The organism is Herbaspirillum sp. Her3 (genome assembly GCF_057961275.1).
On sequence record NZ_CM176328.1, the window covers coordinates 1,435,507 to 1,456,928 of the forward strand.

The 21,422-nt window shown below is 63.0% G+C and carries 17 protein-coding genes; 11 read left to right on the top strand and 6 right to left on the bottom strand.

The window, feature by feature from the left end; genetic code table 11:
• Nucleotides 1–279: 279 nt before the first annotated feature.
• The 4 genes from ACVC5H_RS06545 to ACVC5H_RS06560 all read left to right on the top strand — a co-directional run bounded on the left by ACVC5H_RS06545 (nucleotide 280) and on the right by ACVC5H_RS06560 (nucleotide 4,491).
• Entirely contained in the window at nucleotides 280–1,527 is a 1,248-nt protein-coding gene (locus tag ACVC5H_RS06545; RefSeq protein WP_489621554.1) for a CaiB/BaiF CoA transferase family protein, read from the top strand.
• Between the two features lie 91 nt (nucleotides 1,528–1,618).
• Nucleotides 1,619–2,656, top strand: coding sequence for an ABC transporter substrate-binding protein (locus ACVC5H_RS06550; RefSeq protein WP_489621555.1), 1,038 nt, complete (start codon nucleotides 1,619–1,621; stop codon nucleotides 2,654–2,656).
• Between the two features lie 138 nt (nucleotides 2,657–2,794).
• Nucleotides 2,795–3,604 (top strand): ABC transporter ATP-binding protein, encoded by an 810-nt coding sequence (locus ACVC5H_RS06555; protein ID WP_489621556.1) that lies wholly within the window; start codon nucleotides 2,795–2,797, stop codon nucleotides 3,602–3,604.
• 35 nt (nucleotides 3,605–3,639) lie between these two features.
• A complete protein-coding gene (locus tag ACVC5H_RS06560) occupies nucleotides 3,640–4,491 on the top strand; it encodes an ABC transporter permease (protein WP_489621557.1) in 852 nt (283 codons plus the stop codon).
• Between the two features lie 7 nt (nucleotides 4,492–4,498).
• Here the strand turns inward: ACVC5H_RS06560 and ACVC5H_RS06565 are convergent, their stop codons facing one another.
• The 4 genes from ACVC5H_RS06565 to ACVC5H_RS06580 form a co-directional block, all read right to left on the bottom strand.
• Complete coding sequence (locus ACVC5H_RS06565; RefSeq protein WP_489621558.1) at nucleotides 4,499–7,039, bottom strand: chemotaxis protein CheW; 2,541 nt, start codon at nucleotides 7,037–7,039, stop codon at nucleotides 4,499–4,501.
• Between the two features lie 220 nt (nucleotides 7,040–7,259).
• Complete coding sequence (locus ACVC5H_RS06570; RefSeq protein WP_489621559.1) at nucleotides 7,260–8,828, bottom strand: methyl-accepting chemotaxis protein; 1,569 nt, start codon at nucleotides 8,826–8,828, stop codon at nucleotides 7,260–7,262.
• A gap of 647 nt (nucleotides 8,829–9,475) precedes the next feature.
• On the bottom strand, nucleotides 9,476–10,969 hold the full coding sequence (gene mctP, locus ACVC5H_RS06575) for a monocarboxylate uptake permease MctP (RefSeq protein WP_489621560.1): 1,494 nt from the start codon (nucleotides 10,967–10,969) through the stop codon (nucleotides 9,476–9,478).
• Nucleotides 10,969–11,148, bottom strand: a complete 180-nt coding sequence (locus tag ACVC5H_RS06580) for a DUF3311 domain-containing protein (protein ID WP_008331525.1) — start codon at nucleotides 11,146–11,148, stop codon at nucleotides 10,969–10,971. The genes mctP and ACVC5H_RS06580 overlap by 1 nt, the downstream gene beginning before the upstream one ends.
• A 214-nt stretch (nucleotides 11,149–11,362) precedes the next feature.
• Here ACVC5H_RS06580 and ACVC5H_RS06585 point away from each other — a divergent pair, with 214 nt between their 5' ends.
• On the top strand, nucleotides 11,363–12,259 hold the full coding sequence (locus tag ACVC5H_RS06585; protein WP_489621561.1) for an NAD-dependent protein deacetylase: 897 nt from the start codon (nucleotides 11,363–11,365) through the stop codon (nucleotides 12,257–12,259).
• Between the two features lie 116 nt (nucleotides 12,260–12,375).
• Nucleotides 12,376–13,227, top strand: a complete 852-nt coding sequence (locus ACVC5H_RS06590) for a MetQ/NlpA family ABC transporter substrate-binding protein (protein WP_489621562.1) — start codon at nucleotides 12,376–12,378, stop codon at nucleotides 13,225–13,227.
• Nucleotides 13,228–13,304: 77 nt separating this feature from the next.
• Here the strand turns inward: ACVC5H_RS06590 and ACVC5H_RS06595 are convergent, their stop codons facing one another.
• Complete coding sequence (locus ACVC5H_RS06595) at nucleotides 13,305–14,654, bottom strand: LLM class flavin-dependent oxidoreductase (RefSeq protein WP_489621563.1); 1,350 nt, start codon at nucleotides 14,652–14,654, stop codon at nucleotides 13,305–13,307.
• 156 nt (nucleotides 14,655–14,810) lie between these two features.
• Between ACVC5H_RS06595 and ACVC5H_RS06600 the strand changes: the two genes are divergently transcribed.
• The 5 genes from ACVC5H_RS06600 to ACVC5H_RS06620 all read left to right on the top strand — a co-directional run bounded on the left by ACVC5H_RS06600 (nucleotide 14,811) and on the right by ACVC5H_RS06620 (nucleotide 19,791).
• Nucleotides 14,811–15,830: an Lnb N-terminal periplasmic domain-containing protein gene (locus ACVC5H_RS06600; RefSeq protein WP_489621564.1), complete on the top strand. Its 1,020-nt coding sequence runs from the start codon at nucleotides 14,811–14,813 to the stop codon at nucleotides 15,828–15,830.
• 134 nt (nucleotides 15,831–15,964) lie between these two features.
• Nucleotides 15,965–16,831 (top strand): ABC transporter permease subunit, encoded by an 867-nt coding sequence (locus ACVC5H_RS06605; RefSeq protein WP_489621565.1) that lies wholly within the window; start codon nucleotides 15,965–15,967, stop codon nucleotides 16,829–16,831.
• A complete protein-coding gene (locus tag ACVC5H_RS06610) occupies nucleotides 16,831–17,586 on the top strand; it encodes an ABC transporter ATP-binding protein (RefSeq protein WP_489621566.1) in 756 nt (251 codons plus the stop codon). Before ACVC5H_RS06605 ends, ACVC5H_RS06610 begins: the two co-directional genes overlap by 1 nt.
• 48 nt (nucleotides 17,587–17,634) lie before the next feature.
• The gene (locus tag ACVC5H_RS06615; RefSeq protein WP_489621567.1) at nucleotides 17,635–18,642 is read left to right on the top strand and encodes an NrtA/SsuA/CpmA family ABC transporter substrate-binding protein; all 1,008 of its coding nucleotides are present in this window, start codon (nucleotides 17,635–17,637) and stop codon (nucleotides 18,640–18,642) included.
• Between the two features lie 42 nt (nucleotides 18,643–18,684).
• The gene (locus ACVC5H_RS06620; RefSeq protein ID WP_489621568.1) at nucleotides 18,685–19,791 is read left to right on the top strand and encodes an LLM class flavin-dependent oxidoreductase; all 1,107 of its coding nucleotides are present in this window, start codon (nucleotides 18,685–18,687) and stop codon (nucleotides 19,789–19,791) included.
• A gap of 72 nt (nucleotides 19,792–19,863) precedes the next feature.
• On the opposite strand, the gene ACVC5H_RS06625 is transcribed toward ACVC5H_RS06620, so the two are convergent.
• Nucleotides 19,864–21,153: an O-acetylhomoserine aminocarboxypropyltransferase/cysteine synthase family protein gene (locus tag ACVC5H_RS06625; protein ID WP_489621569.1), complete on the bottom strand. Its 1,290-nt coding sequence runs from the start codon at nucleotides 21,151–21,153 to the stop codon at nucleotides 19,864–19,866.
• Nucleotides 21,154–21,422: the final 269 nt, after the last annotated feature.

Here is a 21,422-nt window from a genome sequence, read left to right on the forward strand (position 1 = left end):
CGTCGCCGATGAAGGCCAAAATGCGCGACATCGCGCGCATGCTGCAATAGAATGTTGGCTGCCGGCTTGCACGTACGACGTCAGGCGAGGGATTGCAAGGTGTCCACCGACCCGCGCAACGTTCATCCCCCCGCCCGCCGCGCAGCATCACCCGAATCCATCGCATTCCAGGACACTGGCCCGTTCACCCACAAGAGCCTGGTCCCGCACCATCGACAAAGAGGAGAACACCGGAGCGCCCGCGCAGGCCGCGTCTGCCAGGCATCCGGTGCAAGCACGATGAGCACAGCCACATCCAAGCCCGGCCCGCTGGCCGGCATCAAGGTACTCGAACTGGGCACGCTGATTGCCGGGCCCTTCTGCTCGCGCATGCTGGCCGAGTTCGGTGCCGACGTCATCAAGATCGAAGCGCCCGGCAATGGCGATCCGCTGCGCCAGTGGCGCGTGCTCAAGGATGGCACGTCGCTCTGGTGGTCGGTCCAGGCGCGCAACAAGAAAAGCATCACCCTGAACATGAAGGATGAACGCGCCCAGGAGATCGCCCGCAAGCTCGCTCTGGAGGCCGACGTCATCATCGAGAATTACCGTCCCGGCGTGCTGGAGAAGTGGAAGCTCGGCTACGAAGACCTGAAGCAATTGAATCCGGCCACCATCATGGTGCGCCTGTCCGGCTACGGCCAGACCGGCCCGCTGCGCGACTTGCCCGGCTTTGGCGCCATCGGCGAATCGATGGGCGGCATCCGCTACGTCTCCGGCCATCCGGATCGCCCACCGGTGCGCATCGGCATTTCGATTGGCGATTCCATCGCCGCGCTGCACGGCGTGATCGGCGCCATGATGGCTTTGCGGCATCGTGACGCAACAGGCGGACGCTGGAACGGCAAGGCAGGCGCAGACTGCGTGGCAGGGCAGGGGCAGATGGTGGACGTGGCGTTATATGAAGCTGTTTTCAATATGATGGAATCGATGGTGCCCGAGTTCGATTTCGCCGGCGTAGTCCGAGAACGCACCGGGGGGGCCTTGCCGGGCATCGTGCCTTCGAACACCTACACTACCGGCGACGGCATGAACATCGTCATCGCCGGCAATGGCGATGCCATCTTCAAGCGCTTGATGAGCGCCATCGGCCGCGACGACATGGCCAATGATCCGGGCCTGGCGCGCAATGACGGCCGCGTGCCGCGTACGCAGGAAATCGACGATGCCATCCAGCAGTGGTGCAGCACCCAGACCATCGATTCGGCCCTGGCCGCACTGCAGGCCGCCGACGTCCCGGTCGGCAAGATCTATTCGGTCAAGGACATGATGAACGATCCCCAGTTCCTGGCCCGTGGCATGTTCGAGCAGCACCAGTTCGCCGACGGCACGCCGGTCAAGCTGCCCGGCATCACGCCCAAGCTCTCGGAGACTCCCGGCCAGACCAAATGGCTAGGCCCGGAGCTGGGTGCCCACAGCGATGAAATCCTGCAATCGCTGGGGTATGATGAGGCCCACATCAAGAAGCTGCGGGACGAAGGCGTGGTCTGAAGCAGCATGACAAAGGCAGGCACCTGCACGGGGTCGCCTGCAACAAGCTGGACAATAAGTTGTACCCCCATCCATCCACGGAGGAGACATAATGAAATTGAGCTGGAAGCAATTGCTGATCGCCGCTGGCCTGTTCCTGGCCGGCTACTTTTCCTTCAACGGCAGCGCCGGCGCGCAGGCGCTGGAAAAACCCAAGGTCTCCATCGCCGTGGGTGGCAAGAACCTCTTCTACTATCTGCCCCTGACCATTGCCGAGCAGCTCGGCTATTTCAAGGATGAGGGCCTGCAGGTCGAGATCTCCGACTTTGCCGGTGGCGCCAAGGCGCTGCAGGCGATGGTGGGCGGCAGCGCCGATGTGGTCTCCGGCGCCTACGAACACACCATCAACATGCAGGCCAAGAACCAGCCCATCGTGGCCTTCGTGCTGCAGGGCCGGGCGCCGCAGATCGTGCTGGCGGTCAACAACAAGACCATGCCCAACTACAAGACCGTGGCCGACCTGAAAGGCAAGAAGATCGGCGTGACCGCACCGGGTTCCTCCACCAGCATCATGGCCAGCTATGTGCTGGCCAAGGCGGGTCTGAAGCCCAGCGATGTTTCCTTCATCGGCGTGGGTGCCGCAGCGGGTGCCATCTCGGCGATCCGCTCGGGCCAGATCGATGCGATTGCCAATCTCGATCCGGTGATTTCCATGCTGGAGCAGAACAACGAGATCAAGACCATCGCCGATACCCGCACCCTGAAGGATACCAACGACGTCTTCGGTGGCCCCATGCCGGCCGCCACCCTCTATGCCCCGGCTGCCTTCGTGCAGAAGTATCCCAACACCACGCAAGCCCTGACCAATGCCATGGTGCGCGCGCTGAAGTGGATCCAGAAGGCCGGTCCCTCCGACATCATCAAGGCCGTGCCGGAAAGCTACCTGCTGGGCGACCGCTCGCTCTACATCGATGCCTTCATGAAGGTGCGCCAGGCCATCTCGCCGGACGGCTACTTCCCGCCGGGTGGCCCGGATACTGCGCTGCGCACCCTGAAGGCCTTCGAGCCCTCGCTGGCCGACAAGCAGATTGACCTCTCCAAGACCTTCACCAATGCCTTCGTGCAGAAGGCCAACGCCAAATACAAGTAAAAGTAAGTGAGAGCAGCAAGCGCGGCGCTCCCGGCCGATGCGAACGCACCGCAAATGCCCGGCAACGGGCATTTGCGCATCTGGGAGCTGCCATCTTCTTCCGTATGACCCACCGTGGCCGCACCGGCCCGCATTGCCATGACGCCAGCACTCCAGTTCGACAACATCACTTGTACCTTCGTCTCCAAGGACGACCGTTCCCAGCGCTACACCGCCGTGGCCAATACCGATCTCTCCATTGCACCGGGTGAATTCGTCTCCGTGGTCGGTCCCACCGGCTGCGGCAAGTCCACGCTCCTGAACGTCGGTGCCGGCCTGCTGCAACCGTCCTCTGGCAGCGTCAGGGTCTTCGGTGAAGAACTCAAGGGCATCAACCGCCGTGCTGGCTACATGTTCCAGGCCGAAGCGCTGATGCCCTGGCGCAGCGCCCTGCAGAACGTGATCGCCGGCCTGCAGTATCGCGGCCATGACGAGAAGGCGGCAGAAGAACTGGGCGAACAATGGCTGGCACGCGTGGGCCTGCAAGGCTTCGGCGACCGCTATCCGCACCAGCTCTCGGGCGGCATGCGCAAGCGCGTGGCCCTGGCGCAGACGCTGATCCTCGACCCCGACATCATCCTGATGGACGAGCCTTTTTCGGCCTTGGACATCCAGACCCGCCAACTGATGGAAAACGAAGTACTGGATCTCTGGAATGCCAAGAAGAAGGCCGTCCTCTTCATCACCCACGATCTCGATGAAGCCATTGCCATGTCCGATCGCGTGATCGTGCTGGCAGCCGGTCCCGGCACGCACCCCATCGGCGAATTCCGGATCGACCTGCCGCGTCCGCGCGACGTGGCCGAGATCCGCATGCATCCGCGCTTCGTCGAATTGCACCAGCAGATCTGGGATGTGCTGCGCGATGAAGTGCTCAAGGGTTATCAACAACAGAAGCGCGCAGCGTAAGCCGCCGGAAAAGATCAGGGAAGAGAATCAGCACCATGTGGAAATTATTGAAACCGAGTCACAAGAACATCCGTTTCTGGCAACTGATGGTACTGGCCATCGTGCTGCTGGTATGGCACGTCGCCACACGCAACCCGCAGACCGCTTTCTTCTTCGGCGAACCGCTGAAGGTGGCGCAGCGCATCTGGGAATGGTTCACGGTCGGTAGCGGCTCGCTGGAAGTGGGCATCGGCGACACCACCTTCTTCACGCTCAACTTCCCGGCGGAGATTTATTCACACCTCCTCATCACGCTGACTGAAACCGTGCTGGCCTTCGTCATCGGCACCGTCTTCGGCCTGGCCATCGGCCTGTGGCTGGCGCTCTCGCCGACCGCTTCGGCCATCCTCGATCCCTATGTGAAGGCCGCCAACTCCATGCCGCGCGTGATCCTGGCGCCGATCTTTGCGATGTGGTTCGGCCTGGGCATCTGGTCCAAGGTGGCGCTGGCGGTGACGCTGGTGTTCTTCATCGTCTTCTTCAACGTCTACCAGGGCGTCAAGGAAGTCAGTCCGGTGGTGCTGGCCAATGCCCGCATGCTGGGCGCCAATGCACGCCAGCTGCTGCGCACGGTCTATCTGCCCTCGGCGACCTCGTGGGTGTTTTCCAGCCTGCACACTTCCATTGGCCTGGCCTTCGTCGGTGCGGTGGTCGGTGAATACCTGGGCTCGGCGCGCGGCGTCGGCTACCTGATCCTGCAGGCCGAAGGGACCTTCGACATCAACACCGTCTTCGCCGGCATCGTCGTGCTGACCGTCTTTGCACTGGTACTGGACCTCGCCGTGGGCGTGATCGAAAAGCGCCTGATGAAATGGCAGCCCAAGAGCGGCGAGACAGAAAAGCTCTGACCTGGCCCTAGACCGCCAGCAATTCTTTCTTGCGCGGCGTGAAGAAGAGCGTGACGATGCTCTCCACGTCGATCACCTGGATCGTACGGCCCGCGTGGGCGGTGCGAATCAGGTTGCAGATATAGTTGTGTTCGGCGCCAGGGATCCTGAAGGCGGCATCGATATGAATTTCGCCGAATTCCAGGACATCATGCAGGCTATCGACCAACAGTCCCACCGTTCTGCCTGCATGACGGACGATGATGATTTCCTTGCCCTGGTGGGATGCGGCGCTGCTGCCCAGCAAGAGTTGGCGCATATCCACCACGGGCACGAAGATCGAGGTCTTGCCGCTACCGTCCTGGTAGTCCAGGGCGCCGGCCATCACCGGTTTGAAGGTCGAGGTGGACAACATACGCTCGGCTTCGATGGATTCGACCACCTGGCCGGCCGGCAACGCAAAGGTTGCGCCATCGAGCCGGATGCTGGCAAATTCGCGCTTGGGGCCAGCGCAGGGTGCGGCTTCCATGCTCAAGCTTTCCGGCGCGGGCTCGGCATCGTTCTGCTGGCCAATCGGCACGAAGACACTGGCGATCACATCATTGATGTACTGCCCGTCGTTCTTGTATTCACGATAGCCGAACGAGGTGGTGTGTCCCACCACCATATAAGTGTCCTCATGAATCCGGATATCCGCCGTGCTGCTGCCATTGGCGGCAGTGCTGGCCTTGGCGCCCAGCGGCAGGATGCTGCCCGGCGGGTAGTCCTGGTGGGTGCTGGAGATCACTTTGCCCTGGCGATCCGTATAGGCGGCGAACGCCCCGGGCTGTTCCGGCAGTGCCCCCGTCAGCATGTTGGCGAACTCCGGAGTGGCATCGAAGACCACCGCGATCCCCCCTGTGACTTGCGCGCGATCCGGATGGAACAGGGCGCTGCAGTAGACATAGGTGGCTGCACCGTCATACAGCGGCGTGGCCGCGAAGGGCGATACGCAGTATTGGCTGGCGTCGGAAAGGCGCAGCGTATCGCGCAGCAATTGTTCATCCACATGGGAGCCGACCAGCTCGCTGCCATCGGCCAGCGCTGCACTGGTCGCCACGATGCGGCCCTGCGCATCGAACACCACCAGCCTGGTGTAGACCGTGTAGAGCGCATTGATGGCGCCGAGGATGCTGGTCATCTCGGCCAGCTCGGCGGTGCTGCGCACGTCCTTGGCCATGATCTGCCGCAGGCGCGGCGTGAGCGACCACCAGCGGCAATCATTGGCGCGCTCATACAGGTTGCGGTCCATGATATCGACCATCAGGCGCGAGATGTATTGCCCATCCTGCAGATTGGACGACAGTGCAGTGGCGTACAGGTCGAGTATCGATTTGCGGAACACGTCATTGGTCTCGTCACCGGTCTGGCTGATCTCCTGCAGGATGGCCTTGAGCCGCAACAGGTCGCCGGCCTCGCCCGAGGCCATGATCTTGCCGTTCCACACCACGCGCCGCAGCGAGTGATTGATGGCGTCGGCCATCGTGGTGACATCGTGCAGCGGCGGACAGAATGATTTGGCATGGGACATCACCCCCGCCAGCAACTGCGGATCATATTGCGCCAGCATCTCCTGGGTTTGCTGACGGAACGCCAGGTCGCACGGCACCATCACATGGCCGAACCAGCCCGGGCCGCGGTAGCCCTGGTAATTGCGGGCCGCGCAGGTGCGCGCCAGGTATTCGCGGCCGGCGTGGCTGACGATCTGATAGCTGCCTTCCAGCGCCAGCGGTACGCTTCTTCCTACCGCCACATGTTCGGCATCGCTGCTGGCAATGACGCGGCCTTCGCTGTCGAGCATGAGCATGACCGTGCGGTCATGGGGTTTGCGCAGTCCGCTGAAGATGTCATTCATTTCTACCGCTACCGGGAAACACAGGCACAGCACTCCGATAGCCTGGCCGTCTGCCGGATCGACGATCTTGTGGGAATAGATCAGCGAACGCTCGCCGCCGCGCAGATCGGAAACCTCGAAGCTTTCCACATATCCGGAAGCGGCCAGGGTGCGCGCCACCAGGGGATCGTGGCAGTATTGGACGTCGTTGTCCTGATCCAGATGGGCCAGCACCCGCCCTTGCGTATCGAGGATGAAGATTTCGTCGTAGACGGTATATTTCTCCCGATAGGCCTGCAAGCGCGCGACGATGCCGCGCCGGTCCGCATCCGGTCCCTCCAGGATGAAGGACCGGATGGCCTCATCCATGGACAGGAAACCCACGTCGGCGGTGCGCTCGAAAAGATTGCGCACCACGATGTCGATGATGACCCGGGCCTTGAAGTCGAATTCCTGGACTACCTTGGCAAGGTTCTGCTGTACCAGATTGGAAATGAGCTGCTTTTCCAGCTGGTTGAAGCCTTCCCGCGTGATCTTGATGGTCGGCAGGATGCTCTTGGCTTCTGCCGGACACACCATCTTGGTGGTCGATTCGATCAGGCGCCAGGCGACGCTGAGTTCTCGCAATGCGCGTTCGCAGTCGACGATGGCCGGCATGTGGCGCAGAAAATCATGGTTCTGTTTATCTTTGTTCATTATGGTGTGCAGAGGCTGTCTGACGTGTGGATTCCCCATGCACACACTAGCAAAGACCAAGCCAGTGCTGGCTTGCAGGCTGAAACGATTTCATTTCCCGCGCGATGAGGCAATCGCCAGCCGTTTTGTTCACACCACAAGCACAACGCACCGCATCTGCTCCTCGATGCGATGAACACCAAGGCCCATGCCCCGAACAAGGGCTGGGCCGCACCAACATTTACGTGACCACGAACACTTCCACCACGCCGCTGAGCTTGCGTGCCTGTGCCTGCAAGGATTGTGAAGCCGCCGCAGCCTGCTCCACCAGCGCCGCATTCTGCTGCGTCACCTGATCCATCTGCGAGATGGCGTTGTTGATTTCTTCCAGGCCCTTGCTCTGCTCGTTGCTCGCGGCAGTGATGGAGCCGATCACCGAGACCACGCGCTCCACGCTGGTGACGACTTCCCCCATGGTCTGGCCGGCGTGGTTGACCAGGGCGCTACCGGAAGAGACTTTTTCAACCGAGTCATCGATGAGCGCCTTGATTTCGCGGGCGGCGGTGGAACTGCGCTGTGCCAGGCTGCGTACCTCCGAGGCGACCACGGCGAAGCCGCGCCCTTGTTCACCTGCCCGCGCCGCTTCCACTGCCGCGTTCAGGGCCAGGATGTTGGTCTGGAAGGAAATGCCGTCGATGACGCTGATGATGTCCACGATCTTCCTGGATGACTCATCGATGGCGGCCATCGTGGTGACCACATCCTGCACCAGCTTGCCGCTTTCGGAAGCCACCGCAGAGGCTTGCGCCGCCAGGCGATTGGCCTCTGCGGCGCTGTCGGCGTTGTTCTTGACGGTGGCAGTCAACTGCTCCATGGCCGAGGCGGTTTCTTCCAGCGAGCTGGCCTGCTCCTCGGTGCGGGAGGAAAGATCGAGGTTGCCGGCAGCGATCTCGCTGCTGGCCGTGTTGATCGCATCGGTACCCATGCGCACCTCGCGCACGATCTGCCTGAGCCCTTCATTCATGCTCTTCATCGACATCATCAGGCTATCCGGATTGCTGCCAGCGACACGAACCTCTCTGCGCAGATCGCCCTTGGCGATCAGGGCGGCCAGTTCCGCTGCGTCCGCCGGTTCGCCACCGAGTTGCTGCAATACGCTGCGGATGATGAGCGTGGCGCTGATCAGACCGAGCAGGATGGCCAGCACGCCCAGCGTGATGAGCAGACGCTGCGTGGCTGTATAGAGTGCCTTGGCTTCCTTCGCAGCGTCATTATTGAGCTTGTCCTCGAACTTCGACAGATCGGCCACCATCTGCCGGCGCTGTGCTTGCAGCTTGGCCAGGTCACCCAGGGCCAGGGCCTCCATTTCGCTCACCTTGTTCTGCTTGGCCATATTGAGGAGCTTCTGCAAGTAGGGAGTCAATACCTCCGTCTGCTTCTTGATGCGTACAATCTCTTTCTTTTCTGTGTCGGTGGTGTCCGGCACTTCCGCAAAGATCTTGTCGAGCGCATTTTCTGCATCAATGTAGATGTCAATCTGTCGCTTGAGCGTATCGGCAAGTTGATCTGACTCGGCAGGGGTAGAGACCATGGACAGCGCGCGCGAAGCCAGGGACTGTTCATAGCCTGCAGCGCGCATGACGGAGAGATGGTAGATCTCGACGTTGTTGACGTCGGTGATGGAAACCAGTTGCTCATGAATTCCGTTCATCTTATTGAGTGCCGTACCGATGGTCAGCAACAGCAACAACAGCACCGTCCCGAAGCCCAGCATGAGCCGGGTCGAAACCTTAAGACGACTGACCTTCATTACTTCTCCCCTGTGTAGAAACGCGAATTGGCTGACGAACGAGTTCAGGATGGAGCGCCATGCGGACCCGTTGCGGGTGTAGATGCAAGCGCAGCTTGCTCTCTATTCATGCCCCCGTTGACGCCTCCCGTTGTTGGGGGCAGAGACGCACTCTAGAGGAATATCGTTTTCTTGATTAGCTTGTCCTTATTAATTAATTTATTAAGAAAATTTGGGTAATGGTGTTGTTCCTGACCGCATGCCCATTTGCACCGAAACGTGCAAAACCTCTTGCTGCAAGGCGGACAAGGCAGGCAGGTTGATCGAAAATCAGGTTCGGTCGATCCGCGCCTTGCCAAAAAAAATGCTCCTTCGTGAAGGAGCAATGAACTTCATGCCAGGGATTTTTTTTATTGATTTATTGCAGAGCGTGGCGTGCAAACCACGTACCCGACAGCGATCAACAAAGCTGCCTGCCGACGCGTCAGCATCTCATCAGGAAAACGTCAGCAAGACGTCAGCAATACTTTCTTGCGGGATGCGAAATAGGACGTGCAGCGCTACGCCAGTCATTGCAACTTTCCGGATAACGCCGGCGCAGCACCGCGACCAGGTGATGCATCCCTGCATCAAGCTTTTATGCGCTGATGCAGGAATGCATTACCTCCTCAACGCTTCAATGCAGGTTGCGAACCCTTGCCCAGGATCAGGTTGGCAATGACCGCCACCACCACGTTCAGGGTCAGCGCGATCAGGCCGGTGTAGAGGGTATAAGTCTCGCCACCGATGACGAAGCTGTGCACCGGCTTGATGCCATCGGCAAAGGCCAGCCAGCTGCCACCGATGATGCCCACGGCCCAGCCGCACAGCAGTGCGCGTGCGCCGAACCAGCCCACGAAGAGGCCGAACACCAGCGCCGGGAAAGTCTGCAGGATCCACACGCCGCCCAGCAATTGCAGGTCCAGCGCGAACTTGGTGGGCAGGAACAGGATGAACACCAGCGCGCCGAACTTGACCACCAGCGACACCACCTTGGCGACCTTGGCCTCGCCCTCGTGGCTGATGCGAGGATTGACGTAGGGCTTCCAGAAATTGCGGGTGAACAGGTTGGAAGCACCGATGGACATCACCGCCGCCGGCACCAGCGCACCGATGGCAATGGCTGCGAAGGCGAACCCGGCGAACCAGCCCGGGAAAAGGCCATTGAACAGCGCCGGCACCACGTCATTGTTGGCCTGCACCTTGATGCCCGCCGCATAGGCCATGTAGCCCAGCAGCGCGATCAGTCCCAGCAGCACCGTATAGGCGGGCAGGAACACGGCGTTCTTGCGGATGGTGTTGGCATCCTTGGCCGCGAAGATACCGGTCAGGGTATGCGGATACATGAAGGCCGCCAGTGCCGAACCCAGCGCCAGCGAGGCGAAGGGCAGGAACTGCGTGGGCTTCAAGGTCAGGCCGGTGGCGCCGCCCTTCGCCGCAAAGGCTTCGCGCGCCGAGTTGAACACCGCACCGTAGCCACCCAGCTTGACCGGCACCACCACCACCGCCACCAGCACCACGATGTAGATCATGATGTCCTTGACGAAGGCGATCAGCGCAGGCGCCCGCAGGCCGGCCGAGTAGGTGTACAGCGCCAGGATCACGAAGGCCGCCAGCAGCGGCAGTTCCCCCGTCAGGCCCAGGGCCTTGATGACCACCTCCATGCCGATCAGCTGCAGCGCGATGTAGGGCATGGTGGCCACCACGCCGGTCAGGGCGATGGCGAACTCCAGCGGCCGCGACTGGTAGCGGCCCCACACCACGTCGGCTGCCGTGACGTGGCCGGCCTTGTGCGCGGCATGCCACAGCTTGGGCATGATCACGAAGACGATGGGATAGACCAGGATGGTATAGGGCAGGGCGAAGAAGCCATAGGCCCCGACCGCATAGACCAGCGCCGGCACCGCGATGACGGTATAGGCGGTATAGAAGTCGCCGCCCACCAGGAACCAGGTGATCCAGGTCCCGAAGTTGCGGCCGCCCAGGCCCCACTCATCGAGGTGGGCACCCTTGTGGCTGCCGCCGGACATCCATTTGGACGCCAGGAAGCCCATCACGGTGACCAGGGCGAAGAAGAACAGGAAGACCCAGAGTGCGGTCCAGTGGATGTTGGACGCCTCCATTATTCGACTCCCTTCTTCAGGCCATCACGATAGACCAGCCAGATGATGAACGAGGTCAGCGGTACCCAGGCGAACTGGTACCAGTAGAAGAAAGGAAAACCGAACAGGCTGGGCAATTCGGCGTTGTAGAAGGGGACCCAGAGCAGGCCGATGAAAGGCAGCAGAAGTAATAGCCGCATGATTGATGCTCCTCGAACTTTTGGCGGAAGAATTTTTATATGGGCGCCGACTCGGCCTTGCGGGCCGGGTGGCACCTTGAAAGTTGCACGCAGATTATAGGGACAATCCAACAATCGCGTCCGCCACCCGACCTCGACAGGCGCGCCCTCGCCGCTGCAGGCTGTGCCAAATTCGCGTAGTCTGCCGCATGTGATCTTCCCGCCGAGTCCAGCCATGAGCCAGATCCTCTCCGTTCCGAACGCTGTCCCTGCCGGCCCCGAGGTCGATGCCGCTGCCGACCTGCTGCCCACGCTGGCGCAATGGCTGTCCTCGCATCGCCAGGTGCTGGTGCTGACCGGCGCAGGCATCAGCACCGCCTCCGGCATTCCTGATTATCGTGACGACAGTGGCGTGCGGCGCGGCCGCCTGCCAATCCAGGGCAGCGAGTTCCGCCAGTCCGAAGCCGCCCGCAAACGCTACTGGGCGCGCAGCATGCTGGGCTGGCCGCGCCTGGCGCAAGCCACCCCCAACGCAGCGCATCGTGCGCTGGCGCAATTGCAGCAGGCCGGCTACCTCGCAGGCATCCTCACGCAGAATGTCGATGGCCTGCACCAGCAGGCGGGCAGCCGCGCCGTCATTGAACTGCACGGCAGCATCCATGCGGTGCGCTGCCTGGCTTGCGGCACCAACTATCCGCGCGCCGAGATCCAGCAGGAACTGGCGCGCTGCAATCCCGCCTTCGTCCACCTGCAGGCCGACGCCTTGCCCGACGGCGATGCCCGGCTGGAGCCGCAGGCCGATGCGGCCTTCCATGTCCCGGCTTGCGTGGCCTGTGGCGGCATGCTGCAACCGGATGTGGTGTTCTTCGGCGATGGCGTGCCGGCCGGACGCAGCGCCCAGGCCGAGGCCGCGACCCAGGCCTGCGACGCCATGCTGGTGATCGGTTCTTCGCTGATGGTGTTGTCCGGTTTCCGCTTCCCGCGCATGGCGGCAGCGGCGGGCAAGTCGGTGGTGGCGATCAATCGCGGCATCACGCGTGCCGATGATTTGCTGGCCTTCAAACTGCGTGAAGATGCCGAGTCGGTGTTGCCGCGCCTGGCTGCTCTGCTGGGAGTGAGCGCATCTGCGTAGCGCGCCGCGTACTCATCTGCGAGCAGATATCGACATGCGGATTGCTTCGTTCATTTCATCGTCGTGCATCCCTACACTGGCAGGCGACCCTCCCTCTCCCGGAAAGCGAACCTGCCATGTTGAAGATCCTGCAGCCCTTGCTGCGCTTGTCCAGCCTCGTCCTTCTCGCCACCACCCTGATCGGCAATGCCCACGCTGCGCCACCCGTGCGCGAGCTGAAGGTGGGATTCGTCCCTGGCCCCTACATCGATGAATTCAAGCTGGGCGTGCAACCCCAGCTGGAGCAGAAGGGCTACAAGATCCGCTATTACGAATTCTCCACCGGACTGGAAGCCAACAGCGCCGTCTTCAAGGGCGACATCGATGCCAACGTGATGCAGCATTCGGTCTTCCTGGCTTCCTACAACGAGCGCAACAAGACCGATCTGGTCGGCATCGTGCAGGTGCCTACGCCGCCCATGGGCCTGTATTCGCGCAAGCACAAGAGTTTGGATAACCTGAAGAAGGGCTTTACCGTCGCCGTGCCCAATGATCCGGTCAACCTGCAGCGCGCCCTGTGGATCCTGCAGCGCCTGGGCTGGATCCGCATCCGCGAGAACAAGCCGGTGGACGTGACCGAACTGGACGTGGTGGAAAACAAGGTCGGCCTCAAGCTGGTCCTGCTGGAAAACGCGCAGGGACCGCGCGCGCTGGACGATGCCGACTTCGCCGCGATCCAGGGCAACTTCGCCATCTTTGCCAAGCTGAAGCTCTCCGAAGCCTTCATCCTGGAAGACATGAAGCCGCCCTACATCAACGTGGTGGCCGTCAAGAAGACGCGCCAGGACGAGCCCTATGCCCAGGACATTGCGCAAGCCTACCGCTCCGAATTCTTCCAGAAGGCCATCTGCGCCGAGCGCTTCTATGACGGCTTCACCCTGCCGGATTACTTCAGCGCCACCGGCACGGTAAAACTCGGCAGGAACTGAGTTGTAAAAGTGAACAAGGACGCGCTGGCTGAACCAGCGCGTCCTGATTTTTCGTCATTTCCTTCATGCAAACGGGCTCATGCAGCCCGCGCCGTTCCCTCGCTGCCAGACGGCGCCACCGGGCGCGCCAGTCCGAGATGCTCGCGCAAGGTGCTGCCCTCGTATTCATATCGGTATAAACCGCGTTGCTGCAGCAGCGGCACCACCCCATCCACGAAGTCCTGCAAGCCACCGGGCAGGGCGTCCGGCATCAGGTTGAAACCATCGGCCGCACCGGCCTTGAACCAGCGCTCGATGTCGTCGGCGATCTGCTCGGGCGTGCCCACCAGCACGCGATGCCCGCCACCGCCGCTGAGTGCCCGGATGACGTCGCGCACCGTGTGCGCCCGTCCGCGTACCAGCGCGAGGGTGGCATGGAAGAAGGTGTGGTTGCCGTTGCCGCCGCCCGGCAGGCTCAGGTTCTCCGGCAAGGGACGATCCAGGTCCAGGCTCGCGACCGGTACGCCGAGGATGCCGGCCAGGCGCTTGAGGCTGTAGCTCCACGGGATCATGTCGATGAGCTCGTCGCGCCGTTGCCGTGCCTGCGCTTCGGTGGCGCCGATGATGGTGGCCAGTCCCGGCAGGATCTTCACCGCCTGCGGGCCGCGTCCCAGGGCGGCAGCGCGGGCGTGGATGGCTTGCCTGTAGGCGCGCGCTTCGTCGATGGTATGCGCGGCCGAGAACACCGCTTCGGCATGCCGTGCAGCCAGTTCCTGGCCATCGCCGGAACCGCCCGCCTGCACCAGCACCGGCTGGCCCTGCGGTGTGCGCGGCAGGTTCAGCGGACCGTGCACCTGGAAGTGCGCACCGCGATGGCCGATCGGATGGACCCGTGCGTCGTCGATGAAGCGGCCGCTGGAGGGATCGCCCACGATGGCGTCTTCCTCCCAGCTGTTCCACAAGGCCTTGACCACCTGCGTGAATTCATCGGCGCGGGCATAGCGGGCCGCATGGTCGGGTACCTGTTCCAGCCCGAAGTTGCGCGCCGAGGGCAGGTCGGCCGTGGTAACGATGTTCCACCCGGCCCGGCCGCCGCTGACGTGATCCAGCGAGGCGAAGCGGCGCGCGATGTTGTAGGGCTCGTTGTAGCTGGTGGAGGCCGTGCCGATCACGCCGATGTGCGTGGTCGCGGCGGCGATGGTGGCCAGCAGCACGGTCGGCTCCAGCGCCGTGATCGGGCGGAAATCGATCTGCTCGATGATGGTCGCGTTGTCGGCCAGAAAGACCGCATCGAACTTGGCCGCCTCGGCGATGCGCGCCACCTCGACGTAATGCGACGCCTTCACGAAGGCCAGCGGATCGGCCCCCGGCAGGCGCCAGGCAGAAGGGATGAAGCCGGAGTGCAGGATGTTGACGTTCAGGTGCAGCTGGCGTGGCGGGTGGGACATGACGGATTCCTCGAACAAGGCGGGGCGGACCCGCGATTGTGGATCACCCCTGGCACGGCGGCCACGAATGCTTTCGCATGAACTTATGCGCCCAGGGCCGCTACAATGCGCCAGCGCCGCATGGGTGCGCGCGTTGAACTACCTGAGGTGTTGCCGATGGCTGTGGTACATGCTGCGTTGATGACGATGCTGGGCCTGCTCACGCTGGGCCTGGCGGTATGGGGCGCCTTTGCGCTGTGGTTCCAGTTGCCTGGTGCAGCCTGGCTGCGCATTGTGGCTATCATGTTGTGGTGCCTGCCGCCGGCCGCGATCCTGGCCGGGGTGGCCGGTCTGCCACTCTCCTGGCGCTGGGCTGCGCTGGTCTTCGCACTGGCCGGCCTCATCATGATGGCCTGGTGGAACAGCATCCGCCCCAGCCATGAACGTGACTGGGCCGACGACGTGGCGCGCATGCTGGTGCCGCAGGTGCAGGGCGATCTCGTGCAGCTGGACAACGTGCGCAACTTCGCCTGGCGCACCGAGACCGACTACGACATCCGCTGGGAATCGCGCCGGTATGATCTGGTGCAGCTGGTCTCGGCCGACCTGCTGCTGTCCTACTGGATGGGGCCGGCCATTGCCCACACGCTGGTGTCGTTCGGGTTTGCCGATGGCCGGCGCCTGGTGTTCTCGCTGGAGATCCGGCGTGAACGCGGCGAGGCCTTCTCGGCCCTGGGCGGCTTCTTCCGCAAGTTCGAGACCGTCATCGTCGCTGCCGACGAAAACGACATCATCCGCACCCGTACCAATGCGCGCGGCGAGGATGTGTATCTGTATCGCCTGCAATTGCGTCCGGACCAGTTGCGCAAGGTCTTCCTCGGCTATCTGGAGCGCGCGGCCCAATTGCGGGAGAGCCCGCGCTTCTACAACACCCTCACCAGCAACTGCACCACCATCGTCTTCGAACTGGCGCGCCGCCTCTCGCCCTCGCTGCCGCTGGATTACCGCCTGCTGCTCTCGGGCTACTTCGCCGATTACGTGTTCGACCACGGGGTGCTCACGCCCGGCTACTCCTTCGCGCAATTGCGCCAGGCCGGGCGGATCACGCAACGCGCCTTGCTGAGCGGAGTGCAGGACGACTACAGCAAGCGCATCCGGCAGGGAGTGCCGGGCGTGGACGCGGCCGAGCTGCGCTGAGTCCAAATCCGTTTACCGGATATCCAAACACAAAATCATTCGTATTCCCTCGCCGCGAAGCTGATTACGATTTCCTTCTCTGCGCGACCCCACGCATGCCGGGCGCGCCAACGTTTCACCGAGAAGGAAACCCCATGCACGAAGCGGTCCATCACTTCCCTCTATCCTCGGCCGCGGCCGAGCTTGTCGCCACGCCCGCCCCGGTGCGCCGCCGCAGCTTGCGCGCGCCGGGTCCGCGTGCGTTCTTCCTGATCTCTTGGACCGCACCGCTGGTGCTGCTGCTGGCCTGGGAAGCGCTGGCCCGTGCCGGCGTGCTCTCGCCGCAGGTGTTGCCCGCGCCCAGCAAGGTGCTGCAGACCGCATTGAACCTGATCGCCCAAGGCCGCCTGCTGTCGGACCTCGGTGCGAGCCTCTTGCGGGCCGCCGCAGGTTTTGCCATAGGCGGCGGCATCGGCTTCGTGCTCGGTACGCTGGTGGGCTTCTCGCGCCTGGCCGAGGCGCTGGTGGACCGCAGCGTGCAGATGGTGCGCGCCGTGCCCTTCCTGGCGGCGCTGCCGCTGGTGATCGTGTGGTTCGGTGTGGGCGAGGGCGGCAAGGTGTTCCTGGTCTCGCTGGGCGTGCTGTTCCCGATCTATATCAATACCGTGCTGGGCATCCGCCAGGTCGATCCCAAGCTGCTGGAACTGGGCCGTGTGACCGGCTTGTCGAACTGGACCCTGATCCGCCGCATCGTCCTGCCGGGCGCCTTGCCCTCGATCCTGGCCGGGGTGCGCTATGCGCTGGCGGTGGCCTGGCTGGCCCTGGTGATCGCCGAAACCATCGCCGCCAATACCGGCATCGGCTCGCTGGCCATGGATGCGCGCGAATTCCTGCAGACCGACGTGATCGTGCTGACCATCGTCATCTATGCCGGCATCGGCGTGGTGTCGGACGCCATCGCCCGTCTGCTGGAACGCCGCCTGTTGGCCTGGCATCCCAACTACGCCGCCAAGGGGAAATGATGACGCACGCTCTGCATGACCGGCACACCCTGCACCCGGCCAGCGCCGATGAACTGGCGGTGAACGTGGCGGGCTTGAAGCGCAGCTACGGCCAGCGCACCGTGATCCAGGGCCTGAACCTGCGCATTGCGCGCGGTGAATTCGTGGCGCTACTGGGCGAGAGCGGCTGCGGCAAGACCACCTTGCTGCGTGCATTGGCCGGACTGGACCACATCGACGGCGGACGCATCGACGGACCGGCGCAGCCCGCCGTGGTGTTCCAGGAACCGCGCCTGATCCCGTGGGACCCGCTCTGGCGCAACGTCGCGCTGGGGCTCGACGAGCGCCGTGGAAAACCGCTCGCGCAAGCGGCACTGGCAGAAGTCGGCCTGGGCGAACGCCTGGATGACTGGCCGCGCAATCTCTCCGGTGGCCAGGCCCAGCGCGTGGCGCTGGCACGTGCGCTGGTGCGCGAGCCGCGCCTCTTGCTGCTGGATGAACCTTTTGCCGCCCTCGATGCGCTCACCCGCATCCGCATGCATGCGCTGGTGCGGCAACTGCTGGCAAGGCACCGTCCGGGTGTGCTGCTGGTCACGCACGATGTGGATGAAGCCATCGTCCTGGCCGACCGCATCCTGGTCATGCGCAACGGCGCCATCGCCAGCGATTACCGCGTCGCGCCCGAAGCCGCCCATGACCGCAGCCATCCCGCCGCCGAAGCGTTGCGTGCGCAGTTGCTGGCGGAGCTCGGGGTGGTGGCGCCGGCCGAGCATTAAATTTTCCTGAATGCTGTTCCTATTCTCATTAAAACCAGATTAATGTCCATGCACCACGATTCCAAGCCTGCCAATCTCCATCGCCGTCAACTGCTGCAAGCTGCGCTGGGAAGCGCGGCCCTCACTGCCACCGGTCTTCCCGTATTGGCCCGCGCCGCCGGCAAGTCGCGCAATACCGACACCGTGCGCCTGGCCTGGGGCAAGGGCGGCCTGCCCGGCATTGCCCGCACGCGCGGCGAGTTTGAAAAGATCTTCGCGAAGGACGGAATCAAGGTGCAGTGGATCGGCCCCTTCCCCAATCATGCGCCGTCACTGCAGGCGGTGACCGGTGGCAGTGCGGACTTCGGTTTCGGTGGCAGCACCACCCCGGCACTGGCGGCCATGATCGCCGGTTCGCCGCTGGTGTTCACGCAGTTCGCCGTGGTCGAGCCGCGCAGCACGGCCATCATTGCCAAGGATGGTTCCGGCATCGACAAGGTGAGCGACCTGGTCGGCAAGACGGTGGCGGTCAATCGCTCCGGCCTCGGTGAATTCCTGCTGGTGGCCGCGCTGGAAAAGCACGGCATCGCACGCGACAAGGTCAAGTTCGTCTACCTCAATCCACCCGATGCGGGGCCGGCCTTTGCACAGGGCAAGGTCGATGCCTGGTCGATGTGGAGCCCTGGCGTGGATATCGCGCGGGTGGAGTACAAGGCGCATGACGTCTTCTTCGAAGGACGTGACCTGGAATTCCTGATCGACTTCAATTCCTACGTCACCCATCGCAAGTTCGCCGAAGAGAACGCCGACATCGTGCGCGCCGTCAATGCGGCCTATCGTGCCGAGGGCGAGTGGATCAGCAAGAACCCGCGTGAAGCCGAACTGCTGGTGCAGAAGGATGCGGGCTATTCGGATGCGGTGCGCGATTCGCTCATCAAGCTGGCGCGCCGCTGGGAGTTTCATGGCACCGACGACGCCAAGTTCATCGCCACCTTCCAGGGGGCGGCAGACTGGCTGGCGGCGCGCAAGATCCTGTCGCAGAAGGTGCAGGTGAGCGATTACATCGTCAAGGTCTGATTCATCTACCGCCTGCCATGGCAGGCCATCAGGAGAGCACACATGAGCGTCAATTTCATCGGCATGGTCACCACCCACAAGAATTCCGAGATCCACCCATCGGTGGGACCGGCCATCGATACCGATTACCTGCTGCGCTTTGCGCGCGCGCATGAAGAAGCCGGCTTCGACCGGATACTGGTGCCGTATCACTCCAACGGTCCCGATGCCATCCTCACCATCGCCCAGGTCGCTGCGGCCACCCGGCGCATCAAGCTGATGCTGGCGCATCGTCCCGGCTTCGTCGCGCCCACGCTGGCGGCGCGCCAGCTGGCGACGCTGGATCATTTCAGCGGAGGACGTTTGGGCGTGCACATCATTTCCGGTGGCTCCGATATCGAGCAGCGCCGCGATGGCGACTATCTCGACCATGACCAGCGCTATGCCCGCACGGACGAATACCTGCAGATCCTGCGCCAGGTGTGGACGGCGCAGAAGCCTTTCGATCACCAGGGCGCGCACTATCGTTTCGAGCAAGCCTACTCGGAGGTCAAGCCACTGCAGCAGCCGCACATTCCCATCTTCTTTGGCGGTGCGTCCGAGGCTGCCATCCCGGTGGCGGGACGGCATGCCGATGTGTATGCGCTGTGGGGTGAGTCGCTGGAGCAGGTGCGCGACCTGACCGGGCGCGTGCGGGCCGAGGCGGCGCGGCATGGACGGGAGGTCAGTTTCTCGGTGTCCTTCCGTCCCATCCTGGCGGCTACCGAAGAGCAGGCCTGGGCGCGCGCCGAACACATCCTGGAAGAGACACGCCGCCTGCGCTCGGGCAATGGCACGCGCCATCCGGCCTACACTGGCCCCCAGGAAAGCGAAGGCGCACGTCGCCTGCTGGCCGCGGCCGAGAAGGGCGACCGCGTGGACAAGCGCCTGTGGACGGCGATCGCCAAGGAAACCGGTGCCCGCTACAACTCCACCGCGCTGGTCGGTACGCCCGAGCAGGTGGCCGAGGCGCTGCTGGATTACTACGACCTGGGGGTGACCACCTTCCTCATCCGTGGCTTCGATCCGCTGGAAGACGCCATCGACTATGGCCGTGAACTGATCCCGCGCACGCGTGAGCTGGTGGCCCAGCGTGTGCAGCAACGGGCAGGGCAGAAGCAGGCCGCCTGAACTTTCTGACGCCGGATGTGAAAATGGCTCCGCTGATGCGGAGCCATTTTTTTGCTTGGAGCGGAGGTCGGATCAAGCCGATTGCAAGGCCTGCTCCAGATCGGCCAGCAGGTCATCGATATGTTCGATGCCGATGGACAGGCGCACCGTGTCTTCGGTCACACCGGCCTTTTCCAGCTCGGCCGGCGACAGCTGGCGGTGCGTGGTGGAAGCGGGATGGGTCGCCAGCGACTTGGCGTCGCCGATGTTGACCAGGCGCGTGAACAGTTGCAGCGCATCCTGGAAGCGCGCACCGCCGTCGCGTCCGTTGGCGACGCCGAAGGTCAGCACGCCCGAGGCACGGCCCTTGAAATACTTCTGCGCCAGCGCATGGTCGGGATGATCTTCCAGCCCGGCATAGTTGACCCAGCGCACCTTGGGATGGCGCTTCAGGTACTGCGCCACCGCCAGCGAATTGGCGGTGATGCGGTCCAGGCGCAGGGCCAGGGTCTCGATGCCCTGCAGGATCTGGAAGGCATTGAAGGGCGAGAGCGCCGCGCCCGTATTGCGCAGCGGCACCACGCGTGCGCGGCCGATGTAGGCCGCTTCGCCCAGCGCTTCGGTATAGACCACGCCGTGATAGCTGACGTCAGGTTCGTTGAGGCGCTTGAAGCGTTCCTTGTGCTTGGCCCAGGGGAACTTGCCCGAGTCCACGATGGCCCCGCCCAGCGTCGTGCCATGGCCGCCCAGGTACTTGGTGAGCGAATGCACCACGATGTCGGCGCCGTGTTCGAAGGGACGCAGCAGGTAGGGTGTGGCCACGGTGTTGTCAACGATCAGCGGGATGCCATGGCGATGCGCGATCCCGGCCACGGCGGCGATGTCGGTGACGTTGCCCAGCGGGTTGCCGATGGATTCGATGAAGATCGCCTTGGTGCGTTCATCGATCAGCGGTGCAAAGGACTCCGGCTGGCGCGGATCGGCAAAGCGGGTCTGGATACCGAACTGCGGCAGCGTATGGGCGAAGAGATTGTAGGTGCCGCCATAGAGGGTGGAGGCCGAGACGATGTTGTCGCCGGCTTCGGCAATGGTCTGGATCGCGTAGGTCACTGCCGCCTGCCCGGAAGCCAGCGCCAGTGCGGCGATGCCGCCTTCGAGGGCGGCCAGGCGTTTTTCCAGCACGTCCTGGGTCGGGTTCATGATGCGCGAATAGATGTTGCCCTGGACCTTCAGGTCGAACAGGTCGGCACCGTGCTGGGTATCGTCGAAGGCAAAGGCGACGGTCTGGTAGATCGGCACGGCCACGGCGCGCGTGGTCGGATCGGGATCATAGCCGCCGTGGACGGATACGGTTTCGAATTTCCATTGGGGTTGGTCTGGCATGTTGTCTCTCTTTGTCGTGGTTGGCAGGCGGGAACGGCTTGCCCACCCGAGAAGCTAGCGCGGGCATGTGCATGCGCCAAGAAATGAATCCTCATATGCATATGAGGTGGGCGTGGATTGCAGTGCCTGCTGCCTTTGCGCAAGGCTTGTGCCGGGATGTCGGCAGGGGAGGCAGGGACGAAAAAAATGGCACCCTGATGGTGCCATTGTGGAGGACGCCTGCTCATGAGCAATCATGAGCATTCATGCCAGCTTAATGCTGTTGCAAT